The organism is Flagellimonas marinaquae, from assembly GCF_023716465.1.
GTDB classification, from domain to species: domain Bacteria; phylum Bacteroidota; class Bacteroidia; order Flavobacteriales; family Flavobacteriaceae; genus Flagellimonas; species Flagellimonas alginolytica.
Window position 1 is genome coordinate 2521859 of sequence record NZ_CP092415.1, and the last position, 18996, is coordinate 2540854.

General features: G+C 41.2%; 20 protein-coding genes. 14 read left to right on the top strand and 6 right to left on the bottom strand.

Features of this window, described 5'->3' with window-relative positions; all coding sequences use genetic code 11:
* The first annotated feature begins 22 nt into the window (after positions 1-22).
* Positions 23-661, top strand: a complete 639-nt coding sequence (locus MJO53_RS11245) for a DUF1684 domain-containing protein (RefSeq protein ID WP_252079139.1) — start codon at positions 23-25, stop codon at positions 659-661.
* Between the two features lie 58 nt (positions 662-719).
* Here MJO53_RS11245 and MJO53_RS11250 read toward each other — a convergent pair whose 3' ends face one another.
* From MJO53_RS11250 to crcB, 4 genes are all read right to left on the bottom strand, one after another.
* The gene (locus MJO53_RS11250) at positions 720-1760 is read right to left on the bottom strand and encodes an outer membrane beta-barrel protein (RefSeq protein ID WP_252079140.1); all 1041 of its coding nucleotides are present in this window, start codon (positions 1758-1760) and stop codon (positions 720-722) included.
* Between the two features lie 137 nt (positions 1761-1897).
* Entirely contained in the window at positions 1898-3178 is a 1281-nt protein-coding gene (locus tag MJO53_RS11255) for an ammonium transporter (protein WP_224835236.1), read from the bottom strand.
* 32 nt (positions 3179-3210) lie between these two features.
* Positions 3211-3549, bottom strand: a complete 339-nt coding sequence (locus MJO53_RS11260) for a P-II family nitrogen regulator (RefSeq protein WP_224835235.1) — start codon at positions 3547-3549, stop codon at positions 3211-3213.
* 272 nt (positions 3550-3821) lie between these two features.
* Positions 3822-4193 (bottom strand): fluoride efflux transporter CrcB, encoded by a 372-nt coding sequence (gene crcB, locus MJO53_RS11265; protein WP_224835234.1) that lies wholly within the window; start codon positions 4191-4193, stop codon positions 3822-3824.
* Positions 4194-4734: 541 nt separating this feature from the next.
* Between crcB and MJO53_RS11275 the strand changes: the two genes are divergently transcribed.
* Positions 4735-5121, top strand: coding sequence for a nucleoside triphosphate pyrophosphohydrolase family protein (locus MJO53_RS11275; protein WP_252079141.1), 387 nt, complete (start codon positions 4735-4737; stop codon positions 5119-5121).
* 28 nt (positions 5122-5149) lie between these two features.
* Here the strand turns inward: MJO53_RS11275 and MJO53_RS11280 are convergent, their stop codons facing one another.
* Positions 5150-6217, bottom strand: coding sequence for a branched-chain amino acid aminotransferase (locus MJO53_RS11280; RefSeq protein WP_224835230.1), 1068 nt, complete (start codon positions 6215-6217; stop codon positions 5150-5152).
* A 106-nt stretch (positions 6218-6323) separates the two neighbouring features.
* Here MJO53_RS11280 and MJO53_RS11285 point away from each other — a divergent pair, with 106 nt between their 5' ends.
* The 10 genes from MJO53_RS11285 (at position 6324) to MJO53_RS11330 (ending at position 15794) form a co-directional block, all read left to right on the top strand.
* On the top strand, positions 6324-6800 hold the full coding sequence (locus MJO53_RS11285) for a DUF4920 domain-containing protein (protein WP_252079142.1): 477 nt from the start codon (positions 6324-6326) through the stop codon (positions 6798-6800).
* Positions 6797-7459, top strand: coding sequence for a tRNA (5-methylaminomethyl-2-thiouridine)(34)-methyltransferase MnmD (gene mnmD / locus MJO53_RS11290; RefSeq protein WP_252079143.1), 663 nt, complete (start codon positions 6797-6799; stop codon positions 7457-7459). Before MJO53_RS11285 ends, mnmD begins: the two co-directional genes overlap by 4 nt.
* Before the next feature lie 131 nt (positions 7460-7590).
* On the top strand, positions 7591-8535 hold the full coding sequence (locus tag MJO53_RS11295; protein WP_252079144.1) for a TIGR01777 family oxidoreductase: 945 nt from the start codon (positions 7591-7593) through the stop codon (positions 8533-8535).
* Between the two features lie 137 nt (positions 8536-8672).
* Positions 8673-9248 (top strand): nucleotide exchange factor GrpE, encoded by a 576-nt coding sequence (locus tag MJO53_RS11300; RefSeq protein WP_252079145.1) that lies wholly within the window; start codon positions 8673-8675, stop codon positions 9246-9248.
* 6 nt (positions 9249-9254) lie between these two features.
* The gene (gene dnaJ / locus MJO53_RS11305; protein WP_252079146.1) at positions 9255-10373 is read left to right on the top strand and encodes a molecular chaperone DnaJ; all 1119 of its coding nucleotides are present in this window, start codon (positions 9255-9257) and stop codon (positions 10371-10373) included.
* 181 nt (positions 10374-10554) lie between these two features.
* Positions 10555-11493, top strand: a complete 939-nt coding sequence (locus MJO53_RS11310; protein ID WP_252079147.1) for an ABC transporter ATP-binding protein — start codon at positions 10555-10557, stop codon at positions 11491-11493.
* On the top strand, positions 11483-12823 hold the full coding sequence (locus MJO53_RS11315; RefSeq protein WP_252079148.1) for an ABC transporter permease: 1341 nt from the start codon (positions 11483-11485) through the stop codon (positions 12821-12823). The genes MJO53_RS11310 and MJO53_RS11315 overlap by 11 nt, the downstream gene beginning before the upstream one ends.
* A gap of 6 nt (positions 12824-12829) precedes the next feature.
* Positions 12830-13717: a mechanosensitive ion channel family protein gene (locus MJO53_RS11320; RefSeq protein ID WP_252079149.1), complete on the top strand. Its 888-nt coding sequence runs from the start codon at positions 12830-12832 to the stop codon at positions 13715-13717.
* A 108-nt stretch (positions 13718-13825) separates the two neighbouring features.
* Positions 13826-14620 (top strand): DUF6268 family outer membrane beta-barrel protein, encoded by a 795-nt coding sequence (locus tag MJO53_RS11325; protein ID WP_252079150.1) that lies wholly within the window; start codon positions 13826-13828, stop codon positions 14618-14620.
* Positions 14621-14630: 10 nt separating this feature from the next.
* Complete coding sequence (locus MJO53_RS11330; protein WP_252079151.1) at positions 14631-15794, top strand: sigma-54-dependent transcriptional regulator; 1164 nt, start codon at positions 14631-14633, stop codon at positions 15792-15794.
* Between the two features lies 1 nt (position 15795).
* On the opposite strand, the gene MJO53_RS11335 is transcribed toward MJO53_RS11330, so the two are convergent.
* Positions 15796-16506, bottom strand: coding sequence for a hypothetical protein (locus MJO53_RS11335; RefSeq protein WP_252079152.1), 711 nt, complete (start codon positions 16504-16506; stop codon positions 15796-15798).
* A gap of 180 nt (positions 16507-16686) precedes the next feature.
* Between MJO53_RS11335 and MJO53_RS11340 the strand changes: the two genes are divergently transcribed.
* Entirely contained in the window at positions 16687-17571 is an 885-nt protein-coding gene (locus MJO53_RS11340; RefSeq protein WP_224835218.1) for a PPK2 family polyphosphate kinase, read from the top strand.
* Positions 17568-18965: a M20/M25/M40 family metallo-hydrolase gene (locus MJO53_RS11345; protein ID WP_252079153.1), complete on the top strand. Its 1398-nt coding sequence runs from the start codon at positions 17568-17570 to the stop codon at positions 18963-18965. The genes MJO53_RS11340 and MJO53_RS11345 overlap by 4 nt, the downstream gene beginning before the upstream one ends.
* Positions 18966-18996: the final 31 nt, after the last annotated feature.

The window sequence follows — 18996 nt, forward strand, 5'->3', positions numbered from 1 at the left end:
TTTTTGTACAAATACTTTCTGAATGAAATATACCATATTACTTTCGGTTATTTTTTTGATTTCCTGCGGACAAGGTAAAAAGTATCACGACAATGATAAAGTCGAGCCCGCTACATCGGATTTGGTAGCGGATATTTTAAAGTATCAAAAGGAGCAAAATGAAAGTCTGAAAGATCCGGATACATCTCCCTTACCGGACAAATACAGGAAGAATTTTGAGGGTTTGGATTTTTTTGAGCCGGATACGGCCTACCTGGTCAAGGCACGTTTTGAACGTACCCCTGATGCCACTCCTTTTATGATGCCCAGTACGACCGACTTGCAGTCCCAAGAAGTAGTTTACGGTATTGCCCACTTTAGGCTCAACGGAAAGGAACATAAATTGGAAGTGTACCAAAGTCTGGATTTGATGGGGGAAGGAGGTTATGAAGATTACCTGTTTTTACCGTTTATGGACGAAACCAACGGAGAGGAAACCTATGCAGGGGGCAGGTATATTGATTTGACCATCCCAGAGGGGGATATATTGGTAATCGATTTTAATAAATCATACAACCCTTATTGTGTTTATAATAAAAAGTACTCCTGCCCTCTAGTGCCAAGGCAAAATTATTTGAGAACTAATGTGAGAGCAGGAGTGAAAAACTTTATAAAGGATTAAAAAAAGCCTTAATCCCAATGGAATAAGGCTTTCGTTGGTTTTTTAACAAGCATTGAGGTTAGAAGGAATAGATCGCAGCGATCAAAAATGAAGATTGATTACTGGTAAAACCTCCGTCGCCATCCGCATAGGGCTCAAGGTCATTGCCCCAAGTATCCAAGCGTACCTCAGGTTTTATTATTAGATTTTCCTTTGTAAAACTTCCGGTCAACGTTAAACCAAGTACTGGGGAGTCGTCCTCAAGGGCATCATCAGTGAAGGTCATGTATTCACCGCGAAGCCCAATGGCAAAACTATCGGAAGTCGTCAATTGTGGGTAGATCGCAGCTCCATAAAAACCAGTTCCTGTTTCGGAATTGTCGTTATAGGCTGCATTGATGCCGAAGAAGAAATCCTCGGTCACATCAAATCCACCGGTATAATCAATTTCAAAACCAAGGCCGCCACTTTTTCCACTATCGTAATATAGGTTCAGGAATTGATCATAAAAACCTAGTTGGCCACCCAAGGAGTATTCACCAGAATCACTAATATCATTGGTATCCCATGGATTCATTACCGCAAGCATTAAGCTTACATCGTCCGATAGGGCAAAATCTGCTTTTATGCCCAAGTGCGAAAATGGTCCGTTGGAGAACAGGTAAGAAACACTATAGTTAAAGTTTGCCTGTGGGGCGATAACCTCATACCCTAAAAAGGTGTTGAAACGACCCATGGTCAAGGTCGTACCTTCGGAGACATTCCAATACACATAGGCCTGGTTGATGATGCCGTTAAGTACATCATTTTCAAAAGTGGCCTCGGTACCTCTAGGTCCAAAAACCAAGTCAACTACGACACCAGTGTCTCCCATGTCATAGGTGCCTATCAGATTGGCCATGCCCAGTGCAAAACCAGTTTGGTTGGCAAAGGATGTAAAAGTTGCGGTATCCGCTTCTCCAGCATCCTTAAAGGTAGTTCTGTAATAAGCATCAACAGACCCGCTAAGGCTAAACTTGGAGGTGGTTTCTTCTTCCTGTGCAGAGACAGAAAATGATAGTGTTGAAATTATGGCAATCGCCATAATTTTTCCGAAATTTGTATTCATAATCGTTTTCATATCATGATCATTTTAAGTTGTCCTTTTTATTAAGGACCGTTAGTTGTTTTATAGTGAGTTGTGTTTGAAAAGGTTATTTAACGGAGCGTTTGGCAGAACGCTCCGTTTCCTTTGGCAATCTTTTGTTATTTGTAGGGCTATTTATCTTGAGAAATGTGTTCCGGGTAGGCTTCCACGCCATGTTCGTGAATGTCCAAGCCGTCAATTTCTTCTTGTTCGGACACTCGTAGCCCAATGGTTTTCTTTAAAATAAAGAGAACTATAAAAGATGCAACGGCAGCCCAAATAATATAGGCCAATGACCCGTAGGTCTGTACCCATAAAAGTTTTCCGCTTCCTCCGTAGAACAATCCGCCGTCAAGTGCAAATAGGCCGATTAAAACAGTTCCAAGGAAACCGCATACTCCGTGAACTGAAATCGCGCCCACGGGATCATCTATCTTAAGTTTTTTATCAATAAGTTCGATGGACACTACCACTACTAGACCGCAGATCAAACCAATGGCAAGAGCTCCCCATGCATTTACTGAGCCACATCCGGCGGTAATTCCTACCAAACCGGCCAAAGCTCCATTGAGTGTCATGGAAATGTCGGCTTTCCCATACCTTGCCCATGTAAAAAACAAGGCGGCTATGGCTCCTATTGCAGCAGCCAGGTTGGTGTTGATGATTACACTAGTGGCTCCAATGGTATCATCTCCGCCCCAGGCCAATTGTGAACCTCCGTTGAACCCGAACCATCCTAACCAGAGGATGAAAACACCCAATGCACCGAACGCCATGTTGTGACCGGGAATTGCTTGTGCCTTGCCATCTACATATTTTCCGATTCTGGGCCCTACTAGTATCGCTGCCACCAAGGCTGCCGCACCACCAACGGCGTGTACTACCGAAGAACCTGCAAAATCAACAAATCCTGCAGTGTTGAGCCAGGCATCGTCGTCGAAAGGCCAGTACCAGCTACCGGAGATAGGATAGATAAGTGTGGTAAGGATAACAGAAAAAATTAGATACGTGGAAAATTTGGTCCGACCCGCAATAGCACCCGATACAATGGTTGCTGCGGTCGCGCAGAAAACTGTTTGGAAGAAAAGGTTGTACCAATCGTCGGCACTAAAAAAGAAGTACCCCTGATCTGACGGGCTGGATCTAAAAAAACCGCCACCTACAAGGTCGCTGCCATACATAATGGCATAACCTACGGCCCAGAACATAACGGAGCCAGCGGCCAGGTCCATTATGTTTTTCATGATGATGTTGCCGGTGTTCTTACTGCGTGTAAAACCAATTTCCAATAAGGTGAACCCTGCCTGCATAAAAAATACCAAAATGGCCGCAAGGGTTATCCATAAAGCTCCCATATCGCCTGTAATGGCTTCCACGGCTTTGTCTATTGCTTCTTGTTCTTGTACAATCATAATCTAAGTTTTTAAGTTTTTGGCTATTAGTGTTAGTTGATTCCTGCGCTTCCGCTTTCTTTGGTCCTTATTCGATAGGCTTCGATCACATCGGAGACAAATATTTTTCCGTCACCAACATTACCAGTGCTTGCCGTATCCAATAAAACATTCACGGTTTTTTCCAGAAAGTCATCGCTGACCACGATAACCAAATACCTTCGTTGTATTTCGCTAGTGCTGTACGATATACCACGATAGACGTGTCCAAGTTTTTCATTTCCAACTCCTGTTACATCCCAGTAACTGAAGAAGTTGACCTCAATTTGATGTAAGGCTTTTTTAACCTCATCAAATTTGGATTTTCGAATAATTGCCTCGACTTTTTTCATAATTAAGTAGTTAATTGTTGTTTCAAATATATCTTAATTAAACAAAGGGGCTATAAAAAGAGGGGTGGTTGTAGTGATTTTTGTTACTATAAAAAAAATACCCCTAATAATTTAGGGGTATCCAATTTATAATAAACTTTTATCAATTATTTGTTGATCTTATGTTAACATATGGTGTTAAAACTTTGATTTTTTTCATAAAAAAGCTGATTCAACCCATAAAATGTTCAATATTTAACAAAAATTAACTAATATGATTTGGTTTGTAACGGCTAGGTTTGTTTGGCTAACCATAAACCTAAAACAACCGACAAGATACCAAGGATTATACTGGCCATCATATAAATAGCGAAATTAAGGTAATCGCCACTTTTTAAAAATGTATGCTTTTCAAAAGCGAATGCGGAGAAAGTGGTAAAGCCACCACAAAAACCTGTGGCCAATAATAGGCTGTTGTTCTCGGAGAGTATATCGCCTTTAGCGGAAAAACCTAAAACAAGCCCGATGATAAGACAGCCCAAAATATTAACTGTAAAAGTACCGATAAAGAAATTCTGCGAAATGGAATTGAGGGGTTTTGATACTAGATAGCGCAATACGCTGCCAAATCCTCCTCCTAAAAAAACAAGTAAGGCCTGTTTCATGCCTCAAAGTTACAAACTAAACCGCTTTTTTGTATTCGGTTTCTAAAGACTCCCGAGGAAAAAGCTTGGTAGTGGTAGATTCGGAAATTTTACGAATCGGTTTTGTAAATGTCTCCTTGGCGCCATTTACGCTGAAAATCAAAAGAATGGCGTTAATGGTAAGCAATACGAAAAGTATACTAAGAAAAACAGTCATTTAGGTTAGGTGCTAAAATATTGTTAAACAAAAGTACGGGTTTTCCTATAAGAACGAAATCCAAGGGCTGTTAATGTTGTGAAAATGAGGATTTTTGTTGCGATTGCAATTAATCTGTTAATTTTTGAGAAAAAATTTAATAAGGAACAGTGTAACTATGAAAATCAGAAAAGAAACAAGAATCCAGATAACACCTTTATAATTTTTTTTGTGTAATTTTTTGTCTTTTCGATAAGAAAGGGAGATAATTGCCACAAAAGCAATAAAAAACAAAGCTGCAAAAACAATCTGTCCTGTACTGAACATATTTTATATTTTTATGCAAAGCTAAATCAAAATTAGATAATGGAAAGTAAAATAAAAGCCGTGGAATTATTCCACAATTCTTTTGGGCTTGGAGTTTCCCAACAGCCAAAAGCCAATTTGGGAGAAGAAAAAAATCTACTGCGATTTAGTTTAATGGACGAAGAGAATCGGGAATACTTGGAAGCGGCCAATAATAACGATTTGGTGGAAGTGGCCGATGCCTTGGGGGATATGTTGTATATTTTATGTGGGACGATCTTGGAACATGGCATGCAATACAAAATTGAAGAGGTGTTCGAGGAAATACAGCGAAGCAATATGAGCAAGCTTGGTGCGGATGGTAAACCTATTTATAGGGAAGATGGGAAAGTGCTCAAAGGGCCAAACTATACCAGACCGGATATTCAAACGATAATGGATAAATAAAAAAGGCGCCGAAACGGCGCCTTTTTTGTTAGATGACTTCGTGTCGCCATCCAAATTTATCTTCTGATCGGTTATATTGAATATCCGTGATTCTTTTTTTCAACAAGGACGCGTAGCTGTTATCCACTTCGGGAAGTTCGTAATCCTTTCCATGGTAACCGAATCCAGAAATAGGAGATACTACAGCTGCGGTACCTGCTCCGAACATTTCTTTTAGGGATCCGTTCTCTGCAGCTTCAACAAGTTCATGTACCGAGATTTTGCGGACTTCGGTTTTTATACCTTCATCCTCTGCAATTTTTAAAATGCTCTTTCTTGTGATACCATCCAAAATACGATCACTTGTAGGTGCTGTCATCAATGTATCGTTGATCCGCACAAAAACATTCATAGCTCCCGCTTCTTCAATAAATTCATGGGTATTGTCGTCTGTCCAGATTACTTGCTGGTAACCCTTGTCGGCCGCAAGTTTGGTAGGGTAAAACTGCCCGGCATAGTTGCCGCCCGCCTTGGCGTAGCCAACACCGCCGTTTGCTGCCCTGGAATAGGTCTCCTCGATCAATACTTTTACTTTACCTGAAAAATAAGATCCAGAAGGCGCACAGGCAATTATAAATTTGTACTCGTCCGCAGGAGATGCATGGAAACCATTGCCAGATGCAAAAACGAACGGTCTAATGTATAAAGAGCTTCCGGGATTTTGAGGAATCCAATCTTTTTCCAATTGGATCAAGGTTTGTAGTCCTTCCATAAAATAGGCTTCCGGTATTTCCGGAATCGCCAAACGTTGTGCTGATTTGTTCAATCTTTTGCAATTGTCCAAAGGTCTAAAGAGCCAAACCTTCCCGTTCTCATCCTTGTAGGCTTTCATTCCCTCAAAAATGGACTGTCCGTAATGGAAGATTTTGGCCGAAGGATCCAGCGTAATAGGTTGGTAAGGAACCACTTTTGGAGTGTTCCACTCGCCATTTTTATAGTCGCAAACCAACATATGGTCCGAATAGACACTTCCAAAGGAAAGATTGTCAAAATCAATATCTTGGATTTTTGAAGATTTAGTCTTTTCTATAGCAATTTTGTTAGCCATTGTTTCCATATCACTTACATTTACAGTGTTAAAATTAGCTATTTATTGTTAGTTTTGGACGATTCACAAATCTAAATGTTATACTTAATCTACATTTACTTAAATGTTATCAAAAATGAGATATTTTAACACAATTGCTACTGTATTTTTAGTAGGAGTTCTTTTTGTCTCCTGTAAACAAGAAACGATACAAGGGGATTATTTCGGTCAGGAATTCCAGGTTTCTGGAAAAGCGTCCAAAACCGCTGCACCTTTTGATCAAATTTCAGAGAAAGATTCGCTTCAGACCCAAATGATCGGTGAAATCAAAGAAGTTTGCCAGGCAAAAGGATGTTGGATGAAGGTTAAACTTGAATCCGATGAAGAAGTGTTTGTCCGGTTTAAGGATTATGGCTTTTTTGTGCCCAAGGATGCTGCGGGTAAGAAAGTTGTGATGAACGGCGCCGCATTTTTAGAAGAAATGTCCGTAGAAGACCAAAAACACTATGCTGAGGATGAGGGTGCTTCTGAAGAAGAATTGGCCCAGATCACCGCCCCGAAAAGAACACTTAGGTTCGAAGCTGATGGTGTTTTGATTGCAAACCAGCCTTGAAACGAAGAATAATCACGACAGGGGATGGTTCCAAGACCATTCAAATAGAGGATTGGAACGAACAATACCATTCCAAACATGGTGCGGTGCAAGAAGCTTACCATGTATTTATTGAACACGGGCTACGGTTGTTCAACAATAGATCCATTACCATACTGGAAGTTGGTTTCGGTACAGGGCTTAATGCTCTTATTACATTATTGGAGGCTGCCAAACAACAACTAACGGTCGATTATATTGGAGTAGAGGCATTTCCTGTTTCTGTGGATGAAATATGCGTTCTGGATTATTGTAGGCAGTTGGGTGCAGATAATGTTGAAGCATCTTTTAATAAAATGCATAGTTCCAACTGGGAAGAAGAGGTAGCTATAACACCGGATTTTTCGTTGCTCAAACAAAAAAAGGATTTTAGGCAGATCGACGAGGAAAACCTTGTCGATCTTGTTTATTTTGATGCATTCGGGGCACGTGTGCAACCCGACCTGTGGACCGAAGAAATTTTCTCGATCATGCACAATGCACTCAAGAAAGAGGGCGTATTGGTCACGTATGCGGCAAAAGGTAGTGTAAGAAGGGCGATGCAGGCTGTTGGATTTACCGTGGAAAGGTTGCCTGGACCACCCGGAAAAAGAGAAATGTTAAGGGCTATAAAGATGTGATTCCTAACAATTTGTTAACCCATGGTGCTTTACAGGGCTGTTTGGCACTAAAGTTTAAACAAATATGTTAAACCTAAATTAAGGTCTGATCAACAGACGATTAAACCTGTAAATTTGTACAAAATGTTGCTATGAAGGTGTTGATAACAGGAGCTACGGGTTTGGTCGGGCAGGCCATTGTTAAGGTACTTCACGATAAAGGAATACCCGTAAATTATTTGACCACAAGTAAAAACAAGATTACCTCCCAAGAGGATTTTCAAGGTTATTATTGGAATCCTTCCAAGGGAGAAATAGATTTGGATTGCTTTAAAAATGTTCAAGCAATAATAAACTTGGCAGGTACCACCATTGCTAAACGTTGGACGCCAAATCACAGAAAAAAAGTTCTCCTAAGCCGAATTAATAGTCTGCAAACCTTAAAAAATGGATTGGAGCAATCCAATAATAAGGAAGTTGAATGCCTAATTTCTGCATCGGCGGTCGGGATATACCCAGATTCCATAAGTGACTTTTACGACGAGACCGAGACCAAAGTTGACGACGGTTTTTTGGGCGATGTGGTCCAAAAGTGGGAGGCGGAGGCCGACTCGTTTCAACAGTTGGACATAGATGTGGCCAAAATAAGAATTGGAATCGTATTGGACAAAGATGAAGGAGCTTTGCCCAAAATGTCGCAACCGGTCAAGAACTTTGTTGGGGCGCCCTTGGGCAGTGGTGATCAATGGCAATCTTGGATCCATATCGAAGATTTGGCACAAATGTTCGTGTTTGCCGTGGAGAACAACCTCAAAGGAATTTATAACGGGGTTGCACCAAATCCGGTTACCAATACCAAAATGACCAAGGAATTGGCAAAAATATTGGACAGGCCTTTATGGTTGCCAAACATACCGGCATTTTTATTGAAGGCAATTTTGGGTAAAATGTCCGCCTTGGTATTGTCCAGCCAAAGGGTGAGCAGTAAAAAAATCGAGGAAGAAGGTTTCACATTTCAATACGTGAACATTTGCCAAGCATTAAGGAGCTTGTACAGTTCAGAAGCCTCGGATGTTCCAGCTTCTGTAGAGGCATAGACATATTTAATTTTATGACGATATTGATTAGAAAAGTCCGCTTAGGCGGCTTTTTTTATGATTTGCGGTGACATTTTGACATTTTTGGACAATTGGCAGTACTTTTGCCACTTCAAATTCGAATAAAACAATTGAACATGAGCAATAAAAGTAAGGTTGAGGAAATAGAAGATGAGCCTAAAAAAGGGCAAACCGAAGAGAGTACTGAGCTGAACGATGATCATATAGAAACCAGCGACACGGAAGAAAACAATGAAGAATTGTCCGAGGAAGAAAAACTACGTGAAGATTTGGCCAAAGAGAAGGAAAAATTTTTAAGACTCTTTGCCGAATTTGAAAATTACAAGCGCAGGACGTCCAAAGAACGTATGGATCTTTTCAAAACGGCAGGACAAGAAGTCATGGTGGCATTGTTGCCCATTTTGGACGACTTTGATCGAGCTTTGAAAGAACTCTCCAAATCCCAGGACAAGGAAATGTTCAAAGGTGTGGAACTTATCAGCAATAAATTTAAAGAGACCCTGAAAAACAAAGGATTGGAGCCTGTACAGGCCGAACCTGGGGATACTTTTGATGCGGAAGTGCACGATGCCATAACCCAAATTCCTGCACCGGACAAAAAAATGAAAGGGAAAATAATCGATGTGGTCGAAAAAGGGTTCAAGCTCGGAGATCGTATCATTAGACACCCAAAAGTAGTAGTAGGAAACTAAGAGTGTATGAAGGAGGATTATTACGAAATATTAGGAGTATCCAAAGGAGCTTCGGCCGCAGAAATAAAAAAAGCCTACAGGAAAAAGGCAATCGAGTACCACCCGGATAAAAACCCAGGCGATGCCAAAGCAGAAGAAATGTTCAAAAAATCTGCCGAAGCATACGAGGTATTGGGAAATCCGGACAAAAGGGCAAAATACGACCAGTTTGGCCATGCCGCGTTCGATGGCAGTGGAGGCTTTGGTGGCGGAGGTATGAACATGGACGATATCTTCAGTCAGTTCGGTGATATTTTTGGCGGTGCTTTTGGTGGAGGTGGATTCAGTGGTTTTGGCGGTTTTGGCGGTGGACAGCGAAGAACCAAAGGGAGCAATTTGCGCATCCGTGTAAAACTCACCCTAGAGGAAGTTGCCAATGGAGTAGAGAAAAAGGTAAAAGTAAGACGCAAGCGACAAGCAGAGGGAGTTACCTATAAAACCTGCCCCACTTGTAATGGAACCGGACAGATTACCAAGATCACCAATACGATATTGGGTAGAATGCAAACGGCGACCACATGTACCACTTGTGGCGGCGCCGGACAAACTATTGATAAAAAGCCTGCAGGAGCAGATGCACAGGGATTAATTGTGGAAGAAGAAACAGTTTCCATTAAAATTCCACCAGGTGTAGAGGACGGTATGCAATTAAAAGTATCCGGCAAGGGTAATGATACTCCCGGAAACGGAATCGCAGGTGACCTCTTGGTAGCCATTGAAACCCTTGAACACGAAACGCTAAAGCGCGAAGGAGACAATTTACATTACGACCTTTATATAAGTATGCCAGAAGCAGTTCTTGGAAGTTCCAAAGAAATAGATGCCATTGGCGGAAAGGTTCGTATAAAATTGGAATCCGGTATTCAGTCGGGAAAAATTTTGAGACTCCGAGGAAAGGGAATCAATAGCCTAAATGGCTATGGCAGTGGTGATTTGCTGGTGCATGTAAACGTTTGGACCCCTAAAAACATAAATAAAGAGCAGAAGGAGTTTTTTGAACGTATGCAGGGCGACGACAACTTTGCCCCAAGTCCCGAAAAATCGGATAAATCCTTTTTTGAAAAGGTAAAAGACATGTTCTCTTAAGAATAAAAACCTTCTGTTTAAATAAAAAACGTATATTTGAAACTGATGTTGGGTGACCGATATCTAATTTTCTTTTTCATAGCAATTTTTTTCCCATCCTTGATTTTTTTAAGGGTGGGTTTTTGTTTTTATAGAAAATGCAGGTTATCTGCAAATACATATCTTTGAAAAAATACTATACATGGATCATATCCTTGTTGCCGAAAATGTGACCAAATCGTACGGCAACTATACTGCCTTGAGCAACATATCTCTTCAAATACCCAAGAACTGCATATACGGACTATTGGGTCCCAATGGTGCGGGCAAAACCTCGTTCATAAGAATTATTAATCAGATTACGCACCAAGATTCCGGAGAAATTTTTTTAAATGGAGAGCCGTTGGCGCCAAAGCATATCGCTTCCATAGGGTACTTGCCCGAGGAAAGAGGCTTGTACAAAAGCATGAAGGTAGGGGAGCAGGCCCTTTATTTGGCACAGTTAAAAGGGCTGTCCAAGAGCGAGGCCAAGACTCGATTAAAATATTGGTTCGATAGATTGGATATTGGGGATTGGTGGGATAAAAAGATTCAGGAACTCTCTAAAGGCATGGCCCAGAAGATTCAATTTATTGTAACGGTATTGCACGAGCCAAAGTTGTTGATTTTTGATGAACCTTTTAGTGGTTTCGATCCAATAAACGCAAACATCATAAAAGACGAAATTCTGCAATTAAAGGAAAATGGAACTTCGATCATTTTCTCTACGCACCGGATGGAATCGGTCGAAGAACTTTGCGAGCACATTGCCTTGATCCATAAATCCGAGAAAATATTGGATGGGAAGCTATCCGACATCAAAAAGGCATACAAGAACAATATTTTTAATGTGGGCGTACAATTGGAATCGGACGTTGTTATATTCCTGCAAACACTAAAGGAAAAATTCAATATACTTTCCTCGGATATTGATGAGGTTGAGCAACAGGTTAATTTTAAGGTGCAGTTACCGTCGTCCCAAACAGGCGAAATTTTGACAGAACTTTCCAAAACTACGAACATAAATAGGTTTGAAGAAACCATTCCTTCGGCCAACGATATTTTTATACAAACCGTAAATAGCAAGGATAATGGCAAGTAAGCTTGGACTGATCATAAAACGGGAATATTTGGCCAAGGTCCGAAATCGTTCCTTTATAGTGATGACGATATTGAGTCCACTTCTAATTGTTGGGATGATCGTGCTAATCGCTTATTTGGCAAAGATCAATGATGATGAAACAAGGGTCGTGTCGGTTCTTAACGAAAGTGCATTTTTTCTGGATGAATTAAAGCCTTCAAAAAGTACCTCCTACGTTTATTTTGATGATTTAACCTTGCAGCAAGCCAAAGATTCTACCAATACTTTGGAGTATTATGGATTGTTGTACATACCCAATCTGCCTTCGGTGGAAGAAGCTGCCAAAAATAGTTATCTGTTTACCAAGGACAATCCCAATACATCCATAACAAAAGAATTGGAAGCCGTTTTTCAAAAAAAATTAAGACAAGATCGTTTGCAAAAGCTCGGGGTATCGGCAGAACAGTTCTCGAGCGTGGAAAAATCCTTTGAGATCAACCTGTCAACATTTGAAGGCGAAAAAAGTATCAAGGGAATCAATGAGATCAAGGCATTTATAGGAGGTGGTTTTGGTTATGCGATTATGATGTTCATTATCATTTACGGTGGGTTCGTTATGCGGAGCGTGATCGAAGAGAAAACCAGCCGGATCATAGAAGTGATCATATCTTCGGTAAAACCATTTCAGTTGATGCTGGGAAAAATAATAGGCAATTCTTTGGCAGGGATTACACAGTTTTCCATTTGGATCGTCTCTGCATCGGCATTAATGTTTGTCGCTGTTCTAATTTTTGGGATAGATCTCTCGGCACTTTCCGGGGAATCGGCAATGCCTACAGGGCCGATGGGAAGCATGTCGCAATTGGGGGCAATGGATACCGAAATGATGCTGTATGCCAAGGAAATCTACGATATTCCTTGGGGGTTGCTCATTGTGTCCTTTTTTATCTACTTTATTCTCGGTTACCTTATATATAGTTCCATTTATGCGGCGATCGGTGCAGCAGTGGATAATGAGACGGATACACAGCAATTTATCTTTCCTATTATATTACCTTTAATGTTGGCTATTTATGTGGGATTCTTTTCTGTTTTTAGCAATCCTCACGGGCCCATTGCAGTTGGGTTTTCATTGTTTCCATTAACATCGCCCATTGTAATGTTGATGCGATTACCGGGCGGGATTGGTGAGGGCGGCGTACCTTTATGGCAGTTTATCACCTCGATTTTGTTGTTGGTCATTACCTTTTTTGGTATTGTATCGTTGGCGGCCAAGATTTATAGAACAGGTATTTTAATGTACGGTAAAAAACCTACCTACAAGGAATTGATTAAATGGTTAAGATATTAGGATCTTATGCAAGAAGGCGCAGAGGACATAAAAGAAATTATTAAGGAGGATGTTTGGGGGACCATTAAGGATTTCCTCGACTTGGGGTTCCATCTTGGTGAAGGTGAAAAATCCATTGACCTTACCATAGGTCTGCTCCTACTGTTAACGGTGACATTGATCGCCACAAAGTTTATCCTTAAATGGTTGCGCAACATCTTTACCAGGAAGATGGAACAAGAGGACAAACAAAAATTCTCCAGCGTTTTTAAATTTATCAATTATGTGATTTATCTGGTGGCCGTGCTTGTAACATTGAGCGCGGCCGGGGTGGATATCACCCTGATCATTACGGCATCGGCGGCACTTTTTGTAGGGCTTGGCCTTGCATTGCAGGAGTTGTTCAAGGATATCCTTGGCGGAATATTTATAATCGTGGACAAATCGCTCCAAGTAGGCGATGTAGTAGAGGTGGACGGTAAAGTGGGAAAGGTGTTCGAGATCAAATTAAGAACCACTAGGGCCATTACCCGCGACGACAAAGTTCTTATTCTCCCCAACCATAAGTTTATAAGTGATATTGTCTACAACTACACCCAAAACCATAAAACCACTCGCGAAAAGGTTAGTGTGGGTGTGGCATATGGGAGCGATGTGGATTTGGTGACCAAAATATTGGAAGAAGTGGCCCATAATCAACGACAGGTACTCAAAAACCCCAAACCCTTTGTTTTATTCGAGGATTTTGGGGATTCCGCACTTATGTTCTCCGTGTATTTCTTTACCAATGATACCTTTAGGGATCCACGGATAAAAAGTGAGATGAGATATAAGATCAATGCCAAGTTCAAGGAGAGCAACATTAGTATTCCTTTTCCGCAGCGCGATATACATATTATTCAGCCTAAACAATAAATAGACATAAAAACCATAGTTCATCATAGTACAATCTGGAAGTGGTTCGCTTTCATTGTAACACTAAGCAGTTCCAATCTTTGCGCGCAGAGCACGGATATTTTGAGGGTGGAGTATCTGAATATTCCTGAAAATGATACAGGGATAAAGACACAGCGGTACAAAGCGTTGATAAATTTGCCCATAAAACTCAACGAGAAAAAAGATTACCTGATCACAGGATTGGAATATAACCGTTTCGATATGGGATATTCCGCCGATCTGCCGTTCGATAAAAGCGAGTTGATTCGATTTCATGTTCTTGATTTGAACCTGGGGTTTATAACCAAATGGAACGAAAATTGGAACTTGGTGACCATACTTACACCTCGATTTGCCTCTAATTTTGTTAGCGGTACCATTACAGACGATTTTTTTATGAACGCAACCGCTACTTTTTGGAAGGAACGGGCCGATGCGGATAAACCTTACCGTATTGTACTTGGTTTAACCTACAACAGCACAACAGGATTGCCGGTACCATTGCCATTGGTGAATTACTATAGAAAATTTCATCCTAATTGGTCGTTTACCTTCGGGATACCTAAATCCAGTATTAAGCATCACATCAACAACAGGCACTCTTTGGAAATGGCATTATTATTGGATGGTTACTTCATAAATCTTCAGAACGGAATTGAACTGGAGAATGGTCAGGTGGCTTCAAAAATATCGTTGACCTCTTTACTGGGAACTTTGGTGTATCAGTACAATATTTCCAAGCGGATGTCCATTTTTGCCATGTTGGGGAAAACCATTGTTCAAGAAGGAATGTTAAGAAATGATGATCAAGGCAAGGTTTATTTATTGAATGACGAGTCAAATTTTTATATTAGGACTGGTTTCAAAATTGGAATTTTTTAAAACGTAGCATATGTCTAAAATTTTGGTGATCGAAGATGAATCGGCAATTAGAAGAGTACTGGTGAAAATATTGGCAGAAGAGAGCGATGATTATAATGTAGTGGAGGCCGAGGATGGCAAAGCAGGGATCGATCTGATTAAAAAAGAAGATTTCGACCTTGTACTTTGCGATATTAAAATGCCAAAAATGGACGGTGTCGAAGTTTTGGAGGCCGCTAAAAAAATTAAGCCCGAAATACCATTTATAATGATTTCCGGCCACGGTGATCTGGATACCGCCGTGAATACCATGAGATTGGGTGCCTATGATTATATTTCCAAACCACCGGACCTTAATCGATTGCTTACTACGGTTAGGAATGCCTTGGATAGAAAAGAGCTGGTGGTCGAGAACAAAGTGCTCAAGAAAAAAATATCCAAAAATTATGAAATGATCGGTGAGAGCAATGAAATTGGATCAATAAAGGAGATGATCGAAAAAGTGGCCCCGACCGATGCAAGAGTGCTTATTACGGGCTCCAATGGTACCGGAAAGGAATTGGTGGCACACTGGCTGCACGAAAAAAGCCCGCGTTCTTCTTCGCCATTTGTAGAGGTCAATTGTGCGGCGATTCCGTCCGAATTGATAGAGAGTGAACTCTTTGGGCACGTGAAAGGTGCATTTACCTCTGCGGTAAAGGACAGGGCAGGAAAATTTGAAGCAGCCAACAAGGGGACCATTTTTTTGGACGAAATCGGGGATATGAGCCTTTCCGCACAGGCAAAAGTCTTGCGTGCCCTCCAAGAGAACAAGATAAGCCGTGTAGGTTCCGATAAGGATATAAAGGTGGATGTTCGCGTGCTGGCGGCTACCAATAAAGATTTAAAAAAAGAGATCGAGGAAGGAAAATTCCGGGAAGATCTTTATCATCGTTTAGCGGTAATCTTGATCAAAGTACCGGCCCTTAATGATAGGCGTGATGATATACCATTGCTCATAGAGCATTTTTCCAATAAAATAGCATCCGAACAAGGAACCGGGCAAAAAACGTTCTCCAAAAAGGCGATAGACCTGCTCAAAAGTTATGACTGGACGGGCAATGTGCGGGAACTCAGAAATGTAGTGGAGCGTTTGATCATTTTAGGTGGTAAGGAGGTATCCGAAGAGGATGTGAAGTTATTTGCCAGCAAGTAATTTACTGGCAATTCTCCAATTCCGCTAGGGCCTCTTTTGTTAAAGTTTTTACGCGTTGGTGGTATTCTTTTTTATGTTGGGATAGTTTGGTATTGAGCAATATTAACCGTGATTCCTCATAAATATTCGTAATAAACCTTCGGGCATCTTCACAATCTACATCGGACACCACTTTGTTCAATGAAGACTCAAAGCCCAAAAGACATTGGTGGACCTGTTTTTTTACCGTGGAGCCTTGTGTCAACATCATGCCATCGTCAAAATCCAGGACATCCGAAGTGTTCATTACCAATACGTTGCTTCCGTACTCACTGGAGGTTTCTTTTTCGAAATCCTTTAGGACTTTAATGCCGATGATCGTAGTCTCTAAAGCTTTGTGCAATTCCAATTTTGAGTTGTTAAGATCACTGGCCTTGGTCGCCGATTTTAACATGGAAAGTGTGGTTTCAAGACTTTCAATGGCACCTTCACAACCACAATCCAAAAAATTATCCTTGGTCTTCTCGATTCCGTTCAATGCCTTGTAAGCGTGGTACCTGGCCATGTTCAGGTTCTTGGACATTGCAGCATCTTCTATTTTACTTTTGATGTATTCCAGATTGGAACTTGCATACTGGCAAGCATTGGTGGGTTTGCTAAAGGAGCTCAATAGTAAAAGAACTATTAAACCAATAGCAAAGACTATTAGTAGAAGTAGGTTCTTCCTTTTCATAACGCTTTTAGATTTGGGACTTTGCGTCACTGATTTTTCTAAAGTTACATGCACAGCACCTAAACGGGGAATTAGATCGATTAAATAACCAACTTTGGGTACAAGAGGTCAAAATATCGATGAAATACACTGATTGGGTTACAGTTGAAGGTATAAGCAAAAAGAATTATATTCATTCCCATGAAAAAAATCAGAACAGAAGAATATAGGATAAAGGATACTATTAAACTCTCTGAATTAGCGACCCATGAAGATTTCGACCTATCCGACAAAGAGTTAAAGGAGAAACTGGGGGAAGTCCGTAAAGACTTGGGAGAGTTCCAGGATACGTTATATGCCCACGGCAAATATGGGGTGCTGGTTTGTTTACAGGGAATAGATACAGCAGGGAAGGATAGTCTAATTCGCGAAGTATTTAAGGATTTTAATGCTCGTGGCGTTGTAGTTCACAGTTTTAAGGTGCCCTCTGCAAAAGAAAAAAAGCACGACTATATTTGGCGACATTATATTGCACTGCCCGAAAGGGGAAAGTTCTCGGTCTTTAATAGGACACATTACGAGAATGTGTTGGTCACAAAGGTGCATCCAGAATATATTTTGGGCGAAAATCTACCCAACGTTCAAACCGTGAATGATATTGACGATGAGTTTTGGGCCAAACGCTACAGGCAAATCAATGATTTTGAAAGGCACATTGCGGAGAACGGAACCATTATTTTTAAATTTTTCCTGCACCTGTCCAAAGAAGAACAGCGCCAACGTTTGTTGAGAAGATTGGAGCTTAAGCGAAAAAATTGGAAATTTTCCCCTGCCGATCTTGAGGAAAGAAAGCTTTGGGACACGTACGAGGCATGCTACGAAGAGGCTCTGAACAAAACAGCTAAAGAACACGCACCTTGGTATGTAATTCCTGCGGACAATAAAAAAGCGGCAAGGTTAATAGTGGCCACCATTATGTTGGAAGCGTTAAAAAAGTACAAAGATATTCGCGAACCCGAGCTTGACGATGAAATAAAAGCTAACTTGGAAATGTTTAAACAACAACTGGAAAAAGAAACCCCATGAGAACAATCTTATTTTTGACCATTTTTCTCGTCAGTACACCATTTTTTTCTCAGAACGAAGATGAAAAACAAATCAAGGCAATCTATGACAAAGCCTTGACCAACGGTAAAGCTTATGATTGGCTCAATCACTTGTCCAATCAAATAGGAGGGAGGTTATCCGGGTCCGTGCAGGCACAACAAGCTGTAGATTACACCAAGGCCCAACTAGAACTGCTCGGATTGGACAAAGTTTGGTTGCAACCTGTAATGGTGCCAAAATGGGTTAGGGGCATACCTGAATTTGCTTATTTGGAGACCAAGCCAGGCTTAACCACCAATGTACCCATTTGTGCGCTCGGTGGTTCGGTTGCTACACCGGATGGAGGTTTAAAGGCCAGCGTGGTCGAAGTACAGGGGATAGAAGACCTTGAGAAATTGGGCAAAGAAGCCATACAGGGCAAAATAGTCTTTTACAACCGCCCCATGGATCCAACTAAAATAAACACCTTTTCTGCGTATGCCAGTTGTGCGGACCAACGCTATTCTGGAGCAGCAGAAGCATCTAAATATGGGGCAGTGGGAGTTATTGTACGCTCCTTGAACCTTAGATTGGACGATTACCCGCACACAGGATCTATGGCCTATGGAAATATTCCGGTAAACCAGAGGATTCCAGCGGCGGCCATAAGCACCAAGGGAGCCGAGCTTTTAAGTACCACTCTAAAGCTAAATCCGGATGCAAAATTTTATTTTAAACAAAATTGCAAGCAATTGGACGATGTTATGTCCTATAACGTGATAGGAGAAATAACGGGCAGTATTTATCCCGATGAAATTATGCTGGTTGGTGGGCATCTGGATTCCTGGGATTTGGGGGATGGCTCACATGATGATGGGGCCGGATGCGTACAAAGTATGGATGTGTTACGGCTGTTGAAGGAAACCGGTTATAAACCCAAACGAACCCTACGTGTTGTATTGTTTATGAATGAAGAGAACGGCTTGCGAGGCGGTAAGGAATATGCCAAAGTGGCCCAGAGTAAAAAGGAGAAGCATATTTTTGCACTTGAGAGTGATTCCGGAGGATTTACGCCACGGGGTTTTTCCATAGATGCCGACCCGGAAAACCTTAAACAGATCCAGGGCTGGAGAAGTTTGTTTGAACCATATTTGATTCATCTCTTTCAAGAAGGAGGCAGTGGTGCCGATATTGGCCCTTTAAAAAACGATGGAATTGTACTTGCAGGTTTACGACCCGATTCGCAACGTTATTTTGATCATCACCACGCAGAAACCGACACTTTTGAACATGTAAATAAACGAGAGTTGGAACTTGGCGCGGCAACAATGGCAAGTTTGGTTTATCTTATAGACAAATACGGTACTGTTCCCCCCACGAAAATCAAAGGGTAATCTATTAAAATTAACAGGTAGATGCCGTCCT

What these genes read in the sequence shown, in the direction of transcription:
- MJO53_RS11245 (WP_252079139.1), top strand. Translation starts at nt 23, where the DNA reads ATGAAATATACCATATTACTTTCGGTTATTTTTTTGATTTCCTGCGGA.
- MJO53_RS11250 (WP_252079140.1), bottom strand. Translation starts at nt 1,760, where the DNA reads ATGAAAACGATTATGAATACAAATTTCGGAAAAATTATGGCGATTGCC.
- MJO53_RS11255 (WP_224835236.1), bottom strand. Translation starts at nt 3,178, where the DNA reads ATGATTGTACAAGAACAAGAAGCAATAGACAAAGCCGTGGAAGCCATT.
- MJO53_RS11260 (WP_224835235.1), bottom strand. Translation starts at nt 3,549, where the DNA reads ATGAAAAAAGTCGAGGCAATTATTCGAAAATCCAAATTTGATGAGGTT.
- crcB (WP_224835234.1), bottom strand. Translation starts at nt 4,193, where the DNA reads ATGAAACAGGCCTTACTTGTTTTTTTAGGAGGAGGATTTGGCAGCGTA.
- MJO53_RS11275 (WP_252079141.1), top strand. Translation starts at nt 4,735, where the DNA reads ATGGAAAGTAAAATAAAAGCCGTGGAATTATTCCACAATTCTTTTGGG.
- MJO53_RS11280 (WP_224835230.1), bottom strand. Translation starts at nt 6,217, where the DNA reads ATGGAAACAATGGCTAACAAAATTGCTATAGAAAAGACTAAATCTTCA.
- MJO53_RS11285 (WP_252079142.1), top strand. Translation starts at nt 6,324, where the DNA reads ATGAGATATTTTAACACAATTGCTACTGTATTTTTAGTAGGAGTTCTT.
- MJO53_RS11295 (WP_252079144.1), top strand. Translation starts at nt 7,591, where the DNA reads ATGAAGGTGTTGATAACAGGAGCTACGGGTTTGGTCGGGCAGGCCATT.
- MJO53_RS11300 (WP_252079145.1), top strand. Translation starts at nt 8,673, where the DNA reads ATGAGCAATAAAAGTAAGGTTGAGGAAATAGAAGATGAGCCTAAAAAA.
- dnaJ (WP_252079146.1), top strand. Translation starts at nt 9,255, where the DNA reads ATGAAGGAGGATTATTACGAAATATTAGGAGTATCCAAAGGAGCTTCG.
- MJO53_RS11310 (WP_252079147.1), top strand. Translation starts at nt 10,555, where the DNA reads ATGGATCATATCCTTGTTGCCGAAAATGTGACCAAATCGTACGGCAAC.
- MJO53_RS11315 (WP_252079148.1), top strand. Translation starts at nt 11,483, where the DNA reads ATGGCAAGTAAGCTTGGACTGATCATAAAACGGGAATATTTGGCCAAG.
- MJO53_RS11320 (WP_252079149.1), top strand. Translation starts at nt 12,830, where the DNA reads ATGCAAGAAGGCGCAGAGGACATAAAAGAAATTATTAAGGAGGATGTT.
- MJO53_RS11330 (WP_252079151.1), top strand. Translation starts at nt 14,631, where the DNA reads ATGTCTAAAATTTTGGTGATCGAAGATGAATCGGCAATTAGAAGAGTA.
- MJO53_RS11335 (WP_252079152.1), bottom strand. Translation starts at nt 16,506, where the DNA reads ATGAAAAGGAAGAACCTACTTCTACTAATAGTCTTTGCTATTGGTTTA.
- MJO53_RS11340 (WP_224835218.1), top strand. Translation starts at nt 16,687, where the DNA reads ATGAAAAAAATCAGAACAGAAGAATATAGGATAAAGGATACTATTAAA.
- MJO53_RS11345 (WP_252079153.1), top strand. Translation starts at nt 17,568, where the DNA reads ATGAGAACAATCTTATTTTTGACCATTTTTCTCGTCAGTACACCATTT.